Source organism: Nostoc sp. FACHB-152 (assembly GCF_014697475.1).
GTDB lineage: Bacteria > Cyanobacteriota > Cyanobacteriia > Cyanobacteriales > Nostocaceae > Nostoc_B.
In genome coordinates this window covers 71,670-92,417 of the sequence record NZ_JACJRV010000021.1, presented here as the reverse complement: position 1 = coordinate 92,417, position 20,748 = coordinate 71,670, and the positions used below count along the sequence as shown (strand labels likewise).

Sequence of the window (20,748 nt, the reverse complement as noted above, 5' to 3'; positions counted from 1 at the left end):
AGGAGCTAAAAGACTTATTAAAGGAGTTCCGAGACTCATTAAAGGAGTTCAAAGGCTCATTAAAGGAGCTAAAAGGTTCATTAATGAAGTTCAAAGGCTCATTAAAGGAGCTAAAAGGCTCATTAATGAAGTTCCGAGACTCATTAAAGGAGTTCTAAGACTCATTAAGTCGTTCACATACCAAGACAGTGCCTTTTTCACCGCGAGTGATGCGTAATTCCTCATCAAGGTAGAGAATAGCTAGACGACCTTTAGGCGATCGCTTCATACTAAAAGTAATCTCTCCAGTCTCAGGATTCATCCCTTTTGCTGGGACTAAACCAAACATTAATTTCAGCAAACCAGACGTTAACTTTTCCTTCCAACTTGTGGCTGAAGGTTTTTGTTGATTCCTAAAAACAGCTTGCCAGTCTGCCATCTTTGTTGACGGATGTGGCTTTAAAATTCCGCCTGTATAATTCGCTTGTAACTCTGTCGCGTTAAAGGGCTGACAAATACCCAAATTACGTACAATACCCTTTATCTGCCCAACAGACTCATCAATTGTGGTAAATTCTACATCAATATCATGAGTGCGCTGCTGACCATTTTCTAATAACAATACAGATTGTAAAACTCGATTAATATTCACCTTTAACTTTGTCGGCTCAAACATATTAAAAGCGAGGCGACCAAGGGTATATACAAACCTACCATCGGGAAGTTTTTCACCTCCTGGAAAATTTGGTGCGCTAATTAATAACCATTTACCATCCTGTAAAGCACTTTGCGTTGGTGCTGCTTTTGGGTTCAAACGGCAGAGATTTTCAATAGCAGCAATCACTGCTTCGTCTTTAGTATTACCACCACAAGCAGCAAGTGCTTGACGCAAAGCTTGTTTAGCAGATTGAGATTCCCTGATGTCTACTACCATAGTGTTGAAATTCTCTAGTTCAACTGTTGTTACTCTAGACCAATTCTTTAAAATCCAGCAAGAAATTCAAAACCCGAAACCCAGACCATATGTAACGCACTTAATTACGAATTACAAACTAGTATTAGACCATTGGCTGATTTATCAACTATCCTTCGCCACAAGAGTAAAAAATTGTTACATTTTTCTTGGATAGAAGGTTAATTCTCGGTCACAAAACACCACCATGTCTAACAGTGTTTTACAGTCAGAGCAAAATTCTCTGGAAGTAACATCTCAATTCCAAACAGCGCAAGAGTTACCTGCTGGTGGACTCGATCCAGAACGCTTTGATTGGCAGGAAGTTTGGTATCCTGTTTTCTACATTGCAGATTTAGACAAAACTCAGCCGACGCGGTTTACTTTATTAGAAAGGGATATAGTGCTGTGGTGGGATAAAAATGAACAGACATGGCGCGCCTTTGCCGACCAATGTCCGCACCGTTTAGCCCCCCTTTCAGAAGGGAGAATTAATGAGGAGGGATGGCTTGAATGTCCTTATCATGGTTGGGCATTTTCTGGTGCAGGTAAGTGTGAGATAATTCCCCAACAAGCTGAAGGCGGTAAAGCAGAAACTTCTCAACGTGCTTGCGTAAATTCATTGCCTACTAAAGTTCGTCAAGGGCTTTTGTTTGTATATCCAGGCAAATCTGAGAATGCGGCGAAAACAAAAGTTCCAATTGTTGATGCACTAGAAGAAGATCCTGAAGGCTGGGTATGTCTCAACACCTTTCGAGACATTCCTTATGATGCCTTAACGTTGATGGAAAATGTTCTCGATTCTAGCCACATTCCTTACACACACCACAAAACTGTAGGTAACCGCGCTAATGTTTCTCCGGTTGAATTAGAGATTGTGGAATCAGGAAAATGGGGTTTTCAGGGAGTGTGGGAGGAAGGCCCCCGCAAAGGTACTTTAGGGAAACAACATACTACATTTATTGCCCCTGGGTTGATGTGGCATGACCTAACTTCTAAGCAGTTTGGCAGAACATTAACAGTCGTTTACGCCACCCCTATTCGTAAAGGAGAATGTCGGCTATTTGCCATCTTTCCTTTTAAATTCTCTTCTAAATTACCTGGACTGTTCCTGAAGCTAACACCACGTTGGTACTCACACCTTGGTCAAAATGGTGTACTAGAAGATGATCAAATTTTTCTGCATTATCAAGAACGCTATTTAGAAAAACAAGGCGGGAGTGCTAACTTCAGCAAAGCTTTTTATCTACCGACTAAAGCTGACCTTTTTGTACAACAGCTACGTTCTTGGGTGAACCAATATAGTGCAGAATCATTTCCCGGCGAAAAATTAGCACCGCCATTATCTAAAACAGCCTTATTAGATAGGTATCATTCCCACACCGAAAAATGCGCTAGTTGTCGCACTGCTTTGACTAATCTGCAAAGGTTAAGGTTAGGAATTGCTATATTCACAGCACTGATTTGGACTTTACTACCTGTGCTGTGCTTGTTACAGGTGCAAGTTTCGACTATTACTGTGGCGATTTTAAGCGTCGCTGTTTTGCTTGGTGCAGGTAGTTGGTTTGGTTTGGGTAGGCTAATTCGACGGTTTTACCAAGGTGAAGAGATTCCGCCGAGGAATATGAGTAGGTAACAGGTGACAGACGTAGGTTGGGTGAAGCGATAGCGAAACCCAACATGATTAAGCTGAAATTAAAGTAGAGACGTAGCAATGCTACGTCTCTCTACAAGGTTTATATGTACCAGGTTTTTTGTGAAATTGTCTTAACTACAAAGCGCAGTTTAACTCGCCAGCTTTTTGGGTAAAGCGACGGTTTTCTCTGTAGTCTACAGGGCAATCGATAACTGCGGGTACATCTTGGGCTAAGGCTTCTTTGAGTATCGGGATTAAATCAAGACTAGATTCGACACGATAGCCTTTTAGACCCATGCTTTCGGCGAATTTCACAAAATCAGGATTACCAAAATGTACAAAGGATGAATTACCTTTGCCAAAGTGGTTTTCTTGTTTCCATTCGATTAAGCCGTAGCCGCCATCATTAAAGATTAAGGTGACAAAGGGAGTACCTACCCGCAAAGCGGTTTCTAATTCTTGGCAGTTCATCATAAAACCACCATCACCAGTCACGGCGACAACTTTGCGGTTGGGATAAACCAGTTTGGCAGCTAATGCACCAGGAATTGCTATACCCATTGCCGCAAAGCCGTTAGAAATAATGCAAGTATTGGGACTGTGGCAATGATAATGACGCGCCATCCACATTTTATGTGCGCCAACATCAGAGATAACAACATCATCTGGCCCCATAACCTGCCGCAAATCATAAATTAATTTTTGCGGTTTAATGGGGTAACCATCATCGTTGGCGTATTGTTCATAATCAGCCCGAATTTCACCGCGTAAGCTGATGGCATAGGGATTAGGCTTACCTTGACGGTCTGCTACTTTTAAAATTTCAACCAGGGAGTCAGAAATATCACCAATGACTTCTACATTACAAACATAGCTACTATCAATTTCCGCCGCAGATGTACTAATATGCACAATGGGAATTTTACCTTCTGGATTCCATTTCTTCGGGGAAAATTCAATCAAATCATACCCGATCGCAATTACTAAATCTGTATTGTCAAAGCCGCAGGTAATAAAGTCTCTTTGCTGTAATCCCACTGACCATAAAGCTAAAGGATGAGTATAAGGAATCACGCCTTTACCCATGAATGTATTAGCAACAGGAATATTCATTTGGGTAGCAAATTGTGTCACTGCATCACTAGCTTGACCACGAATTGCGCCATTTCCTACTAAGATTAATGGATTCACCGCTTGAGACATCAGCGCGGCTGCTGCCCTAATACTAGCAAAAGATGCATAGGTTTTTTCAATTTTATCCCGATGTAAAGGTTTACCTTCAACGGGCATAGCGGCAATATTTTCTGGTAAATCTATATGGACTGCACCTGGTTTTTCGGTTTGCGATCGCTTGAAGGCTTTCCGCACTACTTCTGGTGTAATACTCGGTCTAACAATTTGTTTATTCCACTTAGTTACCGGGGCAAACATTGCCACTAAATCTAAATATTGGTGCGATTCAATATGCATTCTATCTGTTCCCACCTGCCCAGTAATTGCGACCAATGGCGCACCATCAAGATTGGCATCAGCCACACCAGTCATGAGATTTGTTGCCCCAGGGCCAAGGGTGGAAAGGCAAACTCCAGCTTTACCAGTTAAGCGTCCATAAACATCAGCCATGAAAGCTGCACCCTGTTCATGACGAGTTGTAATAAATTTAATTGAAGAATGTTTTAAAGCTTCTAAAACGTGTAAATTTTCTTCTCCAGGCAGACCAAAAACATATTCTACACCTTCATTTTCTAAACACTTTACTAATAATTCTGCTGTATTCATTTTCATTTCCTTAATAATGATGCACAAAATAGGGAGTTGTGAGTTGTGAGTGGGGAGTAGTGAAACACCCTATTCCCCGTACAAAATAGGGAGTTGTGAGTGGGGAGTAGTGAAACACCCTATTCCCTATTCCCTATTCCCTACTCCCTATTCCCTAATTACTTAACCCAAACAGTTTTAACATTGACAAACTCTTGTATGCCTTGAATGCTTAATTCTCGGCCATACCCAGAACGTTTAATACCACCAAAAGGTAAGCGGGGGTCAGATTTAACTAAACCATTGATAAAGACTGCACCAGCTTCAATTTCTGCAATCAAGCGTGAGCGTTCTTGGTCATTGGTTGTCCAAGCACTAGCACCCAAACCAAAGGGGATGGCGTTTGCTAGTTTAATTGCAGCATCAATATCTGGAACCCGGAATAACAAGGCTACCGGGCCAAAAAATTCTTCCTGGGCAATAGGTGCTTCAGGCGGAATATCTGTGATGATAGTTGGTGGATAAAAGTTCCCAGTGCGGTCAGATATAGGATACCCACCCGTCAAGACTTTTCCACCACTTTTTGTCGCAACTTGCACTTGTTGATCTAAATCTTGCAAGATATCTGGTGTTGCTAGTGGGCCTAAATCGGTGTCTGATTGCATGGGGTCGCCGACTTTCAGCGTGAGGAATTTATCTAATAGCTGCTTCTCGAATTGATCTGCGATCGCTTCTTCCACAATAAAGCGTTTCGCGGCAATACAAGATTGTCCATTATTTAGCATCCTGGCTGTGGTCGCCGTAGCAACGGCCGCTTCTAAATCAGCACTAGCTAACACAATGAATGGGTCGCTTCCCCCTAATTCCAGCACAGTTTTTTTAATATGTTTACCTGCGGCGGCGGCTAAGGATGCACCAGCAGGTTCGCTTCCCGTCAAAGTTGCGGCTTTCACCCTATCATCAGCGATTAAATCAGCAACTTTTGCAGCACCTATTAATAACGTTTGAAATACACCTTCAGGAAAACCTGCCCGTCGGATAATCTCTTCAATAGCTAAAGCACATTGCGGTACATTAGACGCGTGTTTTAATAAGCCAACATTGCCAGCCATAAGTGCAGGCGCAGCAAACCGAAACACTTGCCAAAAGGGGAAATTCCACGGCATCACTGCCAAAATTATCCCCATTGGCTGATAGCGCACAAAACTATGGCTGGCATCGGTTTTTACTTCGACATCAGCCAAAAATTCGGCGGCGTGTTCGGCATAATAGCGACAAACAGCAGCACATTTTTCGATTTCAGCGATCGCGGCTTTATAGGGTTTACCCATTTCCAGCGTCATGACTTTCGCAAAGTCTGCTTTATCTTGGTCTAAAATTTGTGCAGCCTTTTGTAACCATTGCGATCGTTGTGCGAAACTTGTCTTGCGGTATTGCTCAAAAGCCCGATCTGCCAAATCTAATTTTGTGGCAATTTCTGCATCGTTAAGCGGCTCAAAGGTTTTGAGCGTTTCCCCAGTAGCGGGATTGATGGTGGCGATCGCCATTGCCTGACCTCCCGTGAAAAATAGCTTGAGGTAGCTGACTATTTTTACACAGTTTAGTTATAGAAGCTACCATCAAAATTGTAGACTTATCCCTTAGAATTGGTTGCTTAATATTACAATTTCGCAATTAAAAATATAATAATATATACAATATTTCTCTGTATTTATATGTAGTTGTTGAGCAGTTTAAATTAGAACTAATATGTTGTAACCAACTAGGGATCAACTTGTGATGATAGGATGATTTCAATTTTGAGCCTATTCAAGGACATACTGATATTTTAAGTAACTTCAATCGATATTAGGGGTATCTATTATGCCAACAATTCATTTAATAGATGGGGAAAAGGGCGGAGTCGGAAAGTCTCTAGTCACCCGAACAATGATTCAATATTGTCTAGATAAAAAAATTCCCTTTGTGCCAATAGAAACAGATAGATCTAATCCTGATGTGGCTGGTGTGTATAAAGGGATGTGTCAGTATGCTGTATTTACAGAAGATGAACGTCAAGCAGATAAAGCCGATAGAATCTTTGAAATGGCAATGTCAAAGCCAGTGATAGTTAATTTAGCAGCCCAAAGTCATCGCGCCGTCAAAAACTGGATTGAGAAAAACCAGTTAATTGAACTAGGAACTGCTGAGGGCGTAAGTTTTTGTAAGTGGTTTGTAACAACAGGCGGCTACGATAGCCTGAACTTGTTTGTGCAGTCAATCAATAGCTACGGCGACAGAGTACCCCATGTTCTAGTGCGGAATTGTGGACTATGCGACGATTGGGAACACGTTGATTCTGACCCCAATATGCAACAATTAGTCCAAAAATATAATGTTCAGGTTGTAGATTTTCCTAAGTTGGCATATAGAGAAAGAAATATCATTGACCAAACTCGCATGACTTTCGCAGACGCACGAGAATATAAAGAATTTGGCATTCTCAGCAAACAGCGAATAGTACATTTTCTCAAGGTGGCTTATGCTGCTTTTGAAAAAGTCGGCATTTGGTATGAAGAGGTAAAGCAGGCTTGAAGTGAGTTAATGGTCAATGGTCAATGGTCAATAGTCATTTGTCATTGGTTACTAATTTATTTTCCTTATTAAAAGCTTGTGGGACAAACACCAGAATCAATAATGCTCCGGTGAAGAGGGCAAAGCTTGCCACGACTACAGTTGCGTGTAGACCGGAGATAAAAGCACTATCAATTGCTTGATGTAAAGCAGACGGAGTAATGTTAGCTGGGAGATTGCTGGGGACTTTAGCTCCATTTTGCAAAACGTCAGCGATGAGTTGACCTTGGAGGTTCGCGGGTAAATTCCAAGCAGAGAGCGATCGCGCCAAATCTGAAGCTAGGTATTGCTTGAGAATTGTTCCTTGTAGAGCAATTCCTGAAATACCACCGAGAGAATTACTGGTATTGAGTACTGCTGAGGCAATTCCCGCTTGAGTCGGAGGTGCAGAACTCATAGCTGCTGCGGCTATGGGCGCGAGTGTTAAGCCACAGCCAAAGCCGGAGATAACAAGGCTCAACACAATGGCTTTATACTCTGTATCGACATTGATGCGGAGGAATAACAATGTTGCTATCCCTGCCAACATCAATCCTATAGCAATGGTCAACCGCCACCCTAACTGAGTAGCCAACCACCCGGAAACCAACGCTGCGCTCACAAAAGCTATATTCATCGGTAAAAAGCGCAAGCCGGCTGCTGCTGCTGAGTATCCCTGCACTTGCTGCAAGAATAAGCTGAAGATAAATAGTAAGCTGGCAACAGTGAAAAATACTAATACTGAAACGACATTAACAATAGTAAAAGTTGGGTTTTTAAACAATTTTAGTGGCAGCATTGGGTGACTACTGTAGTACTCAATAGCCAAAAATGCTAAAAGACTAATTCCAGCCAGTGTTAGCAGCAAGATCAGGAGCGGCGATCGCCAAAATCTAGCATTAAACTCGATAATTGCATAGGTAAACGAAGCCAAAAAAACTATACTGAGCAACAAACCCGGCACATCAAGACGCTGCTGCTTCTGATTTTTACTGTCCCTCACAAAAGAAAAGGTCAGCCAAAAAGCGATCGCGCCTAATGGTAGATTGATCAAAAACACACTCTGCCATCCTAAGGTATCCACTAGCAGCCCACCAAGGACAGGGCCAGCAATCAGGGCAATTCCTGACACCGCAGACCAAATACTTATCGCTTTAGTTTTCTCCTTGGGATTAGGGAAAGCACCCGCGAGGATAGCCAGAGAAGTCGGTATTAACGCAGCATTACCTATGCCTTGAAGAAATCGTCCAGCAATTAAAATACCTAAATTGGGGGCAAAGCCACAGATTACAGAAGCAATCATGCAGATGATAGCCCCTACGAGAAAGACTCGTTTGCGCCCGTACATATCGCTCAATGTTCCACTCGTTAGCACTAGGCAAGCTGCAAGCAGAGAGTCGGCGTTGGCAACCCACTGCAACCCTGACACATCAGAACCCAAACTGCTCTGAATTTTGGGAAGTGCTACATTCACAACGGTGCCATCGATATGAGCCATGAAAAGGGCAAAACACATCGCCAAAAGCGTTATAGCTTTATAACGAGATCGATTCATTATCTTGACTACCTCTATAAATATTTCTGTAAATGTTACTTGTTGCTAGTTGAGAGAAGTCGTTGCCAGACATCAGCAAATTCTAGTAAAGAATATTTAGTAGCTTGCAAAAAAGTTTTGCGTAGTCAATATGAATATTTTAAACTTGATGATTTTTTTATTTTAATTAACAAATAATAATCAAGGTTAGTCTTATTTATTATTTTTTAAACCAATTTTTTTGTGCTGTACGGCTTCTAATTTAGCTTGATAATTGGGAAATTCTGTTCCCATCATTTTATCCCACCATGTAAAAATCAAACCATAATTACCTTTGAATTTCTCATGATGCATATTATGATGCGTACTGGGAGTTTTCCAATTAGTCAGAGGAGATTTAGTAAACCATTGAGGATAAATTTCATAACCAAGATGAATCACGACGGAATTTAGTAATGTTAGTAGCAACCAAATATTTACAGCCAGATGATGCACAGGAATAATAGATGGAACTAATCTGTAACCAAAGAATAATATGGCAGTTTCTAAAGGATGAAAAGAATAAGTTGTAAACGGATTGGGATCGACACTATAATGATGAATTTTATGAACTTTATAATATAGTTTAGGATGATGTAATAAACGATGCATCCAATAAAAATATGTATCATCAAAAACCAACATTAAAAACACGCTCAAAACAAAGTAAATCCAACCATAAGTACTAATTTCATTGTAATAGTTGTCGTAAAATAGCCCGTAACGATCATCAGGAATTACTAAGTCAAAAAACCAATTAATTACACCAATAACTAAAAAAGCTGAAAAACTAAATCCAATTTCTTGAAGAATTACTTTAGTTTTTGTTTTGGTTCTAGGCTGAATTCGGAAATGGGCAAGTTGATGTGGTAAGATAACCCAAAAAATTAAGAAACTAAAAATTGTGAATCGGAAGTAATTCTGGCAAGCATAAATCTGGGTGTCATAAATCTTATTCAGTAATGATTGAAGCAGTTCCATCGATATTTCCTAAGTTATTGAATATACTCAACTCATCGCTATAAGGAACTCAATTTAACGTGAGTTCGACGTATTGAAAAACCTCTCTCCTGCGAGGAATATCCACTGCGTTGGGCGGGTTTCCCGACTTGTAGCAAGTGGCGTAGAGGCCTTAAGAACCTAATTTTTCGTCGGAAACTCAGGATTTTTAAGCCCCTCTCTGCGTGGAGAGGGGTGGGGGAGAGGTTCGTCGAACTCACGTCAATTTAATTGATTGAGTTAGGCATATATCAACTCTATTAACAAGAAGTTTTTGCATATTTAAAGCAGCGACATTGTTACGATAACGAATAAAATTTTCTGGTTCTAAAAATTGCGCCACTGGTTTTTGAATATCCCGGAATGGCGTAACACTAAACCCAGATATCACTACTTATGCTCCACTGGTTCTGCCATTGTTGTCTGGTAGCTTTGAGCAAGAATCTGCTGTAATATATCAGGAATTTCAAATACAGATTTATTATTTAGAGCAGCGACATTCGCACGGTAACGAGCAAATTTTTCTGGCTCTAGAAACTGCTCAACTGCTTTATGGATATTCCGAAAATTGGGGATAACTATACCTACCTGCTTCTGTTGAATCCACTTGGTGTTGTATCGTTCATTTATAATTGTTGACCAATTACGTTCCACGATTACTGGTAGTTTCATCGCCAGTGCCTCACTGATACTACAAGCACCTGGCTTGCCAATAAAGAAATCGGCAAGATGCATATAGTAGGGAATGTCTGGAGTAAAAGTTGTAACAACGCGCTTTGAGGAACCTTGACTATTACGTAAAGCTTGGGCCAGTTCTTCATTACGTCCGCAAATAAATATTAGTTGTAGCTTTTGTCCAAAACACTCCAAACGTTGGGCAATTTCTAGCATGACGTTAGAACCGTAACCCCCGAATAATACCAGTCCAGTTAAACAATCAGGGTCTAGTCCCAAACTTTGCCTTTCAATACGGCGATCAGAGGTAATAGGTTCATAAAAACGAGGGTGAATTACTATTCCCGAACTTTTGGTGATTAGTTCTTCCTTGATTCCACTAGAACGAGCTTGTTCCACGGCTTTTTCGGTTGCACAAACTAGATGATTTCCTGTTTGCGGCTCGATCCAAAACGCAGGCGGACAATCAGCAAAATCTGTCAAAATGCTTACTACCGGAGTGCCTGGCTTTGCTCTCTGTATACTGTCCCATAGTCCTTTGTTATACATAGGTGCTACAGAAACAACCATATCGGGCTGTTGCTCGCGCCAGTATTCCTCAAAAATTTTTACACCAACATCATGATTTAATTTGATCAGTACTTTATTGAGGTACATCATTAGCGGTTGAAACCATGTCCAGCCGCTTTTTAGTACGTGTTTATTGTACAATTCATACGCAGACGTTCCAAATAGTTTACTGTAGACATCCACCACCTTTTTTTGTTCTACTAGGCCCTCTACTATTGCGTCTACGTCAGTCATAGTCAGATGCCAAGGCAGTTGTTTTTGCTCAATGATTGAACTTAGGGCATTATAGGTAGCGTAATGCGCTCCACCACCTCGGATTGTGACAATATTAATCGAAACCTTCTTTGTTGGATATGAGGATGAGTTCGATGTTTGCATAATTTTTTAGATATTTCTCACATACTGTGTGGTAGGATGTTCAACTTTGATGCTCATTAGAGTTATGTAGAATTCATTAAATGATGAGCATTTCCCACTAATCGGCACTATCTCTGTATAAGTGTTTGTGTCACTTTTGTTTTATGGCTTTTAGCGAGAATCTGTTGTAAGTAATCAGTAATTTCAAATACAGCGCGATTGTTCAACGCAGCGACATTACTACGATAAATGTCAAAATTTTTCGGCTCTAAAAACTGTTCAACTGCCTTATCTATATTACGAAAACTGGGAATGACCACACCCACTTGCTGTTGTTCAACCCATTCGGTATTGTATCTCTCGTGTATGAGTGTGGCAGCATTGCGCTCTACAATAACTGGTAGTTGCATTACTAAAGCTTCACTGAGGCTACCAGGGCCTGGTTTGCCAATGAAAAAGTCGGCAAGATGCATATAAAAAGGAACTTCTTCGGTAAAAGAAATGACCAATTTTTTCTGGCTACTTTGATTGTTGCGTAAAGTCTCCGCTAGTTCTTGATTGCGTCCGCACAAAAAGATGAGTTGTAGTTTTTCTCCAAAGCACTCCAACCGTTTGGCTATTTCTAGCATGGCTTTAGAACCATTACCGCCAAACATCACAAGCCCAGTTAAACAGTCTGGAGCTAGCCCCAAACGTTGTCTTTCAGCAGATCGATTGTTCTCAATTTGCTTGTAAAACCGAGGATGAATTACCATGCCTGATGTTTGGATAATCCGCTCCTCTTTCACACCCAAACTACGCGCTTGTTCTACAGCTTTTTCAGTGCCGCAGATTGTGTAATTATCTGTTTTTGGTTCGATCCAAAAAGCAGGTGGATAATCAGCCAAATCGGTAAGAATAGTTACATAGGGAGTGTCTGGTTTTGCTTTTTGTAAGCTTTTCGATAGCCCTTTGTTATATAAAGGCATAACGGAAATCACTAAGTCTGGCTGTTGCTGATGCCAGTATTCCTCAAAAATTTTTACGCCAGCATCGTAATTTAGTTTGACCAAAAATTTATTTAGACGCATCTTTAGCGGCCAAAGCCATGTCCAACCGCTTTTTTGCATGAGGTTGTATAAGTCGTGTCCAGAAAACCCCAGCATTTCATAAGCGTTCTTTACCTTATTTTGTTGCGCCAAGTCTGCGATGATTTCGTCCATATCAGTGACTTGGAAATGCCATCCGTGCTGCTGCTCGGCAACAGCACGGATGGCATGATAGGTCGCGTAATGTCCACTGCCACCTTGTCCAGTGATCACGTTAACCACAAATTTTTCTTTTGGATCTGAGGATGATTGCATTATGTTCATAATTGAATGCTGTTAGCCATTACTACTAGAAATTTGCGATCTCTTTCTCAAATAAACCTAACGCCCTCAACACGGCGTGATCCATGTCGTAATATTTGTAATCTGCTAGTCGTCCGGCAAACAATACTGTACCGTTGAGATTTTCTACTTCTTTGAGGTAGAGGCTCAGGCGATCGCGATTATCCTCATTTAATATCGGATAATAAGGGTCATTTTTTCCTGGTACATAAGCTTGAGGATATTCCATCACCAAGGTAGTTTTAGGAGAAGTTTGCCCTGATAAATACTTCTGCTCAGTAATACGCGTGATTTCGTAGTCGTTAGGGTAATTTACTGTACCAACTTCTTGATACTGGTCTTGATCTAAAGTTTCAAATTGAAAGCGCAAACTCCGATAGGGCAATTCTCCATACATATAATCGAAGAAGGTATCAATTGGCCCTGTACAAATAATCCGATTGAATTTAACATCATTAAGAATTTCGCGGTAATCGGTATTCAGCAACACCTTGATGTTGGGATGAGCCAACATTTTGCGAAACATTTCGGTATAGCCAAGCTTGGGCATTGCTTGGTAAGGGTCTTGAAAATAACGGTTATCCCGACTGATGTAAACTGGTACTCTTCCTGTAACTGCCCGATCTAATTCTTCTGGTTTTACACCCCATTGCTTCATGGTGTAACGCAAAAAGACATTTTCATAGATGTAATCCGCAAGGAAAGTTAAGTCACCACTTGCGCTTTCACGCAGTTTTAAAATCGGTACTTTCACCCCAAACCCGAAGTTTTCTAGAAGTAAATTTTCTAGCTTTTCTGCATATTTGGGAGGAAAAAGGGCATAGAGTGAATTTAAATTAAAAGGGATAGGGACTTTTTTACCTTCTACTACTCCCAACACATGATGATAGTAATGTCTCCATTCGGTAAATTGGGAGAGGTAATCCCAAACTTTTTTAGATTTGGTATGAAAGATGTGAGGCCCGTATTTGTGAACTAAAATTCCATGCTCATTGTAGTAATCATAGGCATTGCCACCAATGTGGTCTCGCTGTTCAACAATTAATACTCTTTGCCCTAACTCATTTGCGATCCTTTCAGCCATGACACAGGCTGAGTATCCTGCCCCTATGATTAACCAATCAAATATCATTGATATTACTCCAATTATTGTTTTAACAGCGCAGATATCTTGAAGGTTTTAAATCAGCAGCTTTTAAACCTTCAAGGATAGTTTTTCTTGCATATCAAGGTTTAGAGAAGGCGCAACAGATAAAGAACTGGCGAGGATTTTTTCTAAAGTTTCAACTACTTCAAATACAGCCTGATTTTTGTCAGCTTCTACATTAGCTCGATAGCGAGAGAAGTTTTCCGGCTGAATGAGTTCTGCAACAGCTTTGTTAATATCGCGGAAATTCTCAACTACAATACCGAATTCATTTTCTGCCAACCAATCAGCACTAGCTCGTTCTTGAAATAGGGTTGTACGATTGTTGCATTCTGTAATGACTGGTAGTTTTCTAGCGATCGCTTCACTAATCCCAACACTACCAGGTTTACCAATAAAGAAATCGCACAAATCCATATAATAGGGAATTTGTTTGGTAAATCCTTCGATGTATTTAGGAAGGCGACTAGGAATATTTCGCAATTCTGTTGCTAATTGTTCATTTCGTCCGCAGATATATATAAGTTGGAGGTTCAGCGATGACTGCTCTAAACGTTTGGCAATTTCAATCATTTCTTTCGAGCCATAACTGCCAAAAATGACTAAGCCTGTGGGTAAATTTGGATCTAGTCCCAAACGTTGTTTTTCAGTGGAGCGATTGTCACAACTCGCTGGTTCATTAAATCGGGGGTGAATAACTACTCCTGATGTCTGAAAAATTCTCTGTTCTGAATAACCACAAGCTTGTGCTTGCTTAACTGTTCTTTCAGAAGGACAAATCAAAAATTGCTCTTGGCGTTCTATCCAAAAGTTAGGAGGACAATCTGCAAAGTCTGTAATCGAAGTCACGAAGGGAGTATTTGGTAGTTCCGCCTGCAAGCTTTCGTAAAGAACTCGGTTAACTAATGGTAATAATGAAACGACTAAATCAGGTTGATGTTCGCGCCAGTATTTTTGTAGCTGGTGGCGCCAATTTGCATGACGCAAGCGAATTTGCTGTTTGAACAAAGGAACTAAAAAAGGGTCATTAATTAGCTTTGCCCACTTTTTTTTAAGTATCAGTTCGTTGTATATATAATGATTGATACTTTGATTGAATACTTCTTTAAAAACCTCGACTATTTTAACTTCCCAAGGTAGTTTTTGTTGTTCAATTACTTCTCTTAACGCGTTAGCAGTACTACGATGCCCTGCTCCCATGTCATATATCATGAAATATACTTTTTGCATTTGGTTGCATCTCCTGATTGTAGGATTTTTGGTTGGAAAGAAGGCAGAAGCTAAAACAGGTAAACAATTTATAAACTTATTTAACTAAAATTGAATCAGAGATATTATATTTATCATTAGATAAATTCTTAATTCTCTTTTGATTGAGTTTGGTTACGCCTATTAAATTATTAATTTTGTCTCCCAGAGTTGGGAAAAATTGTTCAATAGCAAATAAAAATTTTGTTATGTTTTCTGTAATGAAGTTACCATTAACTATGACTTCTGGCTGATTTTTTTCAATTGCTCTGATGACTGCGATCGCCACATCTTTTGATTTGGAACTACCAACTAAACTTGGTGCAGGTACGCCTGTATCCGCCAGTAATCCATAATCAGAGATATAACCAGGACAGATAGTAGATATTCCTACACCTGTAGTAACTAATTCTTGGCGAATAGCATCAGCCCACATTAACAAACCAGCTTTACTAGCCGAATAAATGCTGTCGTAGGGGTGTCCTTTTTTGGCAGCGAGAGAAGCAATATTTACAATATGACCACTACGTTGATGTAACATAGTTGGCAATACCAAACGAGTTAGCTCTATCGCCGCCACTAAATTAATTGATAATACAGATTGAATATCTGCCAGAGAATAATTTTGAAAAGCTCGATATTTTTCTATCCCAGCATTATTAATTAAAATATCAACACTCCCAGCAAATTTTTCAATCTTTTCTACTAAATTTGGCAGTTCTTCTATATTACTGATATCAAAGGGAATCCTTATTCCTTTACCACCCATAGCGTTAATTTCTGCACAGACTTGATCTAGCCCTGCTTGTGAGCGCGAAACGCATACTACTGTTGCTTGTTTTTTGGCGAGTTCATGTGCAATAAATGTGCCAATTCCCCGTGATGCTCCTGTGAGAAGTACTGTTTTGTTTGCTAGAGTTTTCATTGAAAGAATGTAGTATTAAATTGCAAGGTTCAGACCCCCAACTCTTAAAGAAGTCGGGGATATTGTTCTTCATTTCTCTGTCAAAGAAGCGAAATGTTTACCGCCTAATTCGATTTGTTCGTGTTTAATTCCAGTTGCTAATCTTGCAAGTAGGTAATCTAAATTGCTGGTGATGATATTTGTGCCATGATCTGGTTCGATTAAACTCGCTAGAACAATGTTATTGTCAACTTTGTCGGCGATATCATGAATACTCAAGAAGTTGAAAACGCCTGATTCGTAGGTTCCACAAGGAACAGATGGATTTTCTACGCCAGCGTAATATTCGTTTGATTTTAACCACTCTTTTGCGGGATAGCCATGAAAATGAATCATTGGCGCACCTTCTTGAATGAGTTCCGGTGCATACAAGGCTGTTGCAAGTGCGATCGCAACTAAAACATAAGTATCATACGATGGTTTAATATCCACTTCTTGCGGATCTATCCCTTCTGGTATTTGCAGACATAATTGGTTTTTCAACCCCATTCTCAAAACATCACACTCTAAATTTAAATCTGTTTTGTTAGCACCAGAGCGAGAAGATACTAACCAAATATCAGGAATCTGTTTATAGACATATTTATTTTTGATTCTGGTTTTTATGTATCGCCTCCCTATATTATTGACACGAACTTCATTGTTACTAAATCCTTCTACAGCTAATAAACTTTGCCACTCTTGTTCAGATATTTCAGTAGCACCTATATATTGGGGTGGTTCTGCATAGGCAACAAAACCGTAAGAAACACCAGTTCGTCCGTTAACAATCGAGTCAACAATATCTCGATGCGATTTCCTTTTAATAACTTCACCAAGCTTAAAGCCAGAGGGAAATAAGCCTGTTGTTGCCAATTCTTTACTTAATTTCACCAATTTTGTCGCATAAATAGACTGATGAGGATTGTATTTACTTACCTCAAACTGGCTCATTGGTAAAGGTGCGATCGGCACATATATTTTTGGAATTAGAGATTTAAAAACAAAATTATCAAAATTTTCTCTAGGAAATATTGAATCAGAAAGATTCATATTTAAAATAGAAATCTTGTTGTCAGACACACCAATAACAATTTCAGCAAAATTTTTGATAATAGTGTTTACACCAATTGCAATTTTTTGTTGGTAGGAAATTTGTGAGTCAACAAAATTTTTGTCTATCTCTTTAATTAAAATTACCTGAGTAGAGGTAGGATCTTCAAGGCGTTGGATGATATTATCTTCTGCCCAGCCAATTAACTGAGTAATTTTAGCAACAGATATTTTTTGATTTTTTAAGATAAAGCGAGAATAAAATTGATAAAATCTTTCTGCTAAATAACTTTTTAGTCCGCCTACAAAGCTAAATTGTCTTTCAACATCAATTACAGCATTGACATCAGCTTTAACGATTCTGATAATCATTTTTTTCTTCCACTTAACTAGTGGAAATTTGATTTCATAGCTAAATTCTCTTGTAGCTTCCTCCCAAGTAAGAACTTTAACTCCCTGATTTTGCAGTTTAAGCTCTAATTCTTTTCTAAATTCTAAAACAGTTGCATTATTAAAACCTTTCGGTAATGGTCTAAAAGTAACTTTGAGTTGTTTAGCCATTACCTTGGAGTCGATAACTGGGGATTTAAATTGCATAGCTAAACACTCATAATATCCCCCAATTAAACGGCCAATAGTTTGTAAGCTTAGACCGGTAGAAGTAAAGTCAGAAGAATAATTATAGTTCCGGAGAAAGGAAATAATTTCTGTTTTGTATGCGGCGATATCTATCTGAAGTTGCGGTGTCAACACTCCTTTCGGAGAATTGATTTTGAGTTTATCATTATCAGCCCAAAAATGAACACCCTGTTGAGTAAGTTTATTTACAAAATCTGATACGTTCATACTGCCTCCTAAAAAGAGTGCTGAGTCCCTTTGCTATCTATTCTCAAATTTCAAATACTTCTAATTCTGAAGATTGTATTTCTTCAGCCAAATATTGAGATAACGACTCAATATTGGGATAATTCCACATGATAATGGGAGATAATTGTAAACCGAAATATTGTTTGCCCAGGCTAGCAATTTTCATTATTTGTACGGAATCTAAGCCGTAACTATCAAAAGGTGCTTTAATGTCGATTTCATCAGCATCAATACCTTGCTGTTCGGCAATTTGAGCAGCTAACCAATCTTGAATGTCTTCTGCTGTCATTGCATGAGGCTGAATTTCTAAAATTTTTTCTGGCATTCGCTTTTACCTCAATATATTGTTAAAGATTTTTTGTTTGCTTGCTGTTGATATTGCTGAGTTAAAACTTCTAGCAGTAATTTAATTTGGGCTTCTGAAAAATTTCCTTTCTCCCGTAGCACATGAGTTATATCTTGGTTCTCTGCGTGGTGTAACAGATTAATAAAGTTAGTTTCTAGTTGATTTTGTGTTACTTCTTGATGCCTGTTTTCAGTAGATTTAAACCAATAAGGTTGACGCTGAAATGGATATGTTGGTAATTGGAGATGACAACGGGAATAATCTCTGTCAAAGCCAAGCCAGTCTATTGCTACGCCACGAACAAATAATTCTCCTAAACTGTGGAGTATTTCTTGCCAGTCGTTTTGTGCTTGCCCTAAACTTGATAGGCAAAGTTCCAATTCTTGGGGTAGAGAATTTGGTTGAGAAGCAACAACAACTACCTGATAACCTGCTAAACTTTCTGCATTAACAGTGATTTTCTCTAGCTGCTGCAAATGAGAACACCAATATTCAGGAGTATTTATTTCTTTGGTTGTTTGTTCTTGACTCAAACTAGGAATTAGAGAAATTTGAGGTTGAGAATAGATGACTTCTTTGGCTAGTTCTGCAAAAGCCTCAACCATCTGTTCATGAGATTGAGATGTTTGCATTAAACGAGTTCGTTCGCCAACCAGTCTCAAAGCATCTTCAAGACTCAATACGCCTGCGATAGTTGCAGCAACATACTCTCCTACACCACAACCTATAACAGCTTTTGGTTGGATACCCCAAGACAGCCATAATTGAGCTAAGGCATACTCTAAAGCAAATAGATAAGGTTGAACTAATTGTGAATTAGCATCAACAACTTCTGGCTTTAAAGGTTTGTCAAGGTATGCTTGTAGGAAGTCAGCACAAAGGTCAAACGCTTGACGGAATGTAGGTTGAGTTTCATAAAACTCTCGTCCCATGCTGAAAATTGCAGACTCTTCACCAGGGAAGAAGAAAGCAATTTTTGGTCGCTTTCTACCTTTTACCTTTCCTATCACTAGTCCGTCAGCTTCTTTGTCAGTAATATAAGCATTTAACTGTTGACGTAACTGAGCTATAGATTCAGTCACTACAAAGAGGCGATGGTCAAAATGAACACGTTTTGTATTGGCAGTAAAGCAAACATCCGCCAGTGATACATCAGGATGAGATGCTAAAAACCCCTCATACCTTTGTGCCAGTTCTTGCAAAGCCGCTTCATTCTTAGCTGATAAAGTCAGCAGGTGCCAAGGTCGCTCAATTTCACTCCCTCCTCTGTCCCCCTGCACCCCTGCTCCCCTGCCCTCTTCTGGTGCTTCTTCTAAAATTACATGAGCATTAGTGCCACCAAAACCAAAAGCACTGACACCAGCTAAACGGCTTTTTTCTCCACGAGGCCATTTTTGTAGCTCTGTAGAAATTGAAAGAGGTGTATTTTTTAAAGATACATAAGAATTAAGCTCGTTTAAATGGAGGTGGGGAGGAATTTCTTCGTGTTGCAACGATAGGACTATCTTAATCAAGGCAGACATTCCGGCAGCAGCTTCTAAATGACCGATATTGGTCTTGATTGAGCCAATGCTACAGGGTTGATTTGCCTCGCGCCCTTCTGTTAATACTGCTTTTAAAGCTTTAAGTTCAATTGCATCCCCAATTGATGTACCAACGGCATGAGCATCAACATAACTAATCTCTGCTGGTTGCACATTGGCATTTTTCAATGCCTGACGAATCACGGCTTGTTGAGCCAGTCCGTTTGGTGCGCTTAAACTATTACTCAATCCATCTTGGTTAACGGCGGAGCCTCTAATCAGAGCGAGAATATTATCTCCATCTCTGGTAGCATCAGAAAGGCGTTTGAGAACAACTACACCACAGCCTTCTCCTCTAACATAGCCATCAGCGTTGGCATCAAATGTCTTACAACGCCCCGTAGGTGACAGCATCCGGGTTTGAGAGGAGGAGATTGTCGAGTCTGGGGATAAAATTAAGTTCACTCCGCCAGCTAGACACAAATCTGATTCTCCGCTTCGCAAACTTTGACAAGCTAAGTGGACTGTGACTAAAGAGGAAGAACAAGCAGTATCTACTGCCATACCTGGGCCACGCAAATCCAGCAAATAGGATAAGCGGTTAGCGGCAATGCAAAAAGTTGTTCCCATACCACTATATTCTTTTATCTGAGAGGAATTTTTGTAGAGCAGTCTGTGATAATCGACGGTACACATACCGACGAAGACTCCTGTCTGGCTACCAGCCAAGCTCGTTGGCACGATGCCAGCATTTTCTAAAGCTTCCCAAGCTACCTCTAAAAATAGCCTCTGTTGGGGGTCTGTATGCTCAACTTCGTCGGCAGACATCCCGAAGAATTCAGCGTCAAACCCATCTACCTGTTCTAGAAAACCACCCCAACGAGTGTTCATTTTTCCTGGTGCTTCTGGATTGGGATCGTAGAAGGCATCGATATCCCATCGTTCTTTTGGCACTGGCGCGATCGCATCTACTCCATTACGCAATAGCTGCCAAAACGCTTCGGGATTTTTCGCTTTGGGAAAACGGCAACCAACACCAACAATTGCTATAGGTTCCATAAGTTGATTAGTCATTATTTACGAGGGAACAGGGAACAGGGAACAGGGAACAGGAAAACTTTCATCTTCCCTTACTCCCTACTCCCTAATAACGACTTAAA

At 40.0% G+C, this 20,748-nt stretch carries 16 protein-coding genes; 2 read left to right on the top strand and 14 right to left on the bottom strand.

Translation table 11 applies throughout. The annotated features are described in order from the left end of the window. Positions 1 to 154: 154 nt before the first annotated feature. Positions 155 to 913 carry a PAP/fibrillin family protein gene (locus tag H6G76_RS17030; RefSeq protein ID WP_190702845.1) on the bottom strand — a complete coding sequence of 253 codons (759 nt, stop codon included), beginning with the start codon at positions 911 to 913 and terminating at the stop codon, positions 155 to 157. 226 nt (positions 914 to 1,139) lie between these two features. On the opposite strand from H6G76_RS17030, the gene H6G76_RS17025 reads away from it, so the two are divergent. Beyond that, positions 1,140 to 2,567 carry a Rieske 2Fe-2S domain-containing protein gene (locus tag H6G76_RS17025; RefSeq protein ID WP_190702842.1) on the top strand — a complete coding sequence of 476 codons (1,428 nt, stop codon included), beginning with the start codon at positions 1,140 to 1,142 and terminating at the stop codon, positions 2,565 to 2,567. 135 nt (positions 2,568 to 2,702) lie between these two features. Here H6G76_RS17025 and H6G76_RS17020 read toward each other — a convergent pair whose 3' ends face one another. Together H6G76_RS17020 and H6G76_RS17015 are read right to left on the bottom strand one after the other, a co-directional pair. Then, on the bottom strand, positions 2,703 to 4,346 hold the full coding sequence (locus H6G76_RS17020; protein WP_190702840.1) for an acetolactate synthase large subunit: 1,644 nt from the start codon (positions 4,344 to 4,346) through the stop codon (positions 2,703 to 2,705). Between the two features lie 158 nt (positions 4,347 to 4,504). Then, the gene (locus H6G76_RS17015) at positions 4,505 to 5,872 is read right to left on the bottom strand and encodes an NAD-dependent succinate-semialdehyde dehydrogenase (protein WP_190702837.1); all 1,368 of its coding nucleotides are present in this window, start codon (positions 5,870 to 5,872) and stop codon (positions 4,505 to 4,507) included. 316 nt (positions 5,873 to 6,188) lie between these two features. Here H6G76_RS17015 and H6G76_RS17010 point away from each other — a divergent pair, with 316 nt between their 5' ends. After that, complete coding sequence (locus tag H6G76_RS17010) at positions 6,189 to 6,899, top strand: mobilization protein (protein ID WP_190702833.1); 711 nt, start codon at positions 6,189 to 6,191, stop codon at positions 6,897 to 6,899. A gap of 34 nt (positions 6,900 to 6,933) precedes the next feature. Here H6G76_RS17010 and H6G76_RS17005 read toward each other — a convergent pair whose 3' ends face one another. From H6G76_RS17005 to H6G76_RS16955, 11 genes are all read right to left on the bottom strand, one after another. Next, positions 6,934 to 8,472: an MFS transporter gene (locus H6G76_RS17005; protein ID WP_190702829.1), complete on the bottom strand. Its 1,539-nt coding sequence runs from the start codon at positions 8,470 to 8,472 to the stop codon at positions 6,934 to 6,936. A 192-nt stretch (positions 8,473 to 8,664) separates the two neighbouring features. Beyond that, positions 8,665 to 9,471, bottom strand: a complete 807-nt coding sequence (locus tag H6G76_RS17000) for a sterol desaturase family protein (protein ID WP_190702826.1) — start codon at positions 9,469 to 9,471, stop codon at positions 8,665 to 8,667. A gap of 235 nt (positions 9,472 to 9,706) precedes the next feature. Beyond that, on the bottom strand, positions 9,707 to 9,880 hold the full coding sequence (locus H6G76_RS16995; protein WP_190702823.1) for a hypothetical protein: 174 nt from the start codon (positions 9,878 to 9,880) through the stop codon (positions 9,707 to 9,709). Beyond that, positions 9,880 to 11,112: an MGDG synthase family glycosyltransferase gene (locus H6G76_RS16990; protein ID WP_190702820.1), complete on the bottom strand. Its 1,233-nt coding sequence runs from the start codon at positions 11,110 to 11,112 to the stop codon at positions 9,880 to 9,882. The genes H6G76_RS16995 and H6G76_RS16990 overlap by 1 nt, the downstream gene beginning before the upstream one ends. A 107-nt stretch (positions 11,113 to 11,219) precedes the next feature. Next, positions 11,220 to 12,443 (bottom strand): MGDG synthase family glycosyltransferase, encoded by a 1,224-nt coding sequence (locus H6G76_RS16985; RefSeq protein ID WP_242056435.1) that lies wholly within the window; start codon positions 12,441 to 12,443, stop codon positions 11,220 to 11,222. Positions 12,444 to 12,468: 25 nt separating this feature from the next. After that, a complete protein-coding gene (glf, locus tag H6G76_RS16980; RefSeq protein WP_190702816.1) occupies positions 12,469 to 13,593 on the bottom strand; it encodes a UDP-galactopyranose mutase in 1,125 nt (374 codons plus the stop codon). Between the two features lie 63 nt (positions 13,594 to 13,656). Further along, on the bottom strand, positions 13,657 to 14,838 hold the full coding sequence (locus H6G76_RS16975; RefSeq protein WP_242056434.1) for an MGDG synthase family glycosyltransferase: 1,182 nt from the start codon (positions 14,836 to 14,838) through the stop codon (positions 13,657 to 13,659). A 76-nt stretch (positions 14,839 to 14,914) separates the two neighbouring features. Beyond that, positions 14,915 to 15,781 carry an SDR family oxidoreductase gene (locus tag H6G76_RS16970; RefSeq protein ID WP_190702811.1) on the bottom strand — a complete coding sequence of 289 codons (867 nt, stop codon included), beginning with the start codon at positions 15,779 to 15,781 and terminating at the stop codon, positions 14,915 to 14,917. Between the two features lie 69 nt (positions 15,782 to 15,850). After that, positions 15,851 to 17,698 carry a hypothetical protein gene (locus H6G76_RS16965; protein ID WP_190702808.1) on the bottom strand — a complete coding sequence of 616 codons (1,848 nt, stop codon included), beginning with the start codon at positions 17,696 to 17,698 and terminating at the stop codon, positions 15,851 to 15,853. Between the two features lie 43 nt (positions 17,699 to 17,741). Continuing rightward, positions 17,742 to 18,044 (bottom strand): acyl carrier protein, encoded by a 303-nt coding sequence (locus H6G76_RS16960; protein WP_190702805.1) that lies wholly within the window; start codon positions 18,042 to 18,044, stop codon positions 17,742 to 17,744. 11 nt (positions 18,045 to 18,055) lie between these two features. After that, entirely contained in the window at positions 18,056 to 20,662 is a 2,607-nt protein-coding gene (locus tag H6G76_RS16955) for a type I polyketide synthase (protein WP_199337413.1), read from the bottom strand. Positions 20,663 to 20,748: the final 86 nt, after the last annotated feature.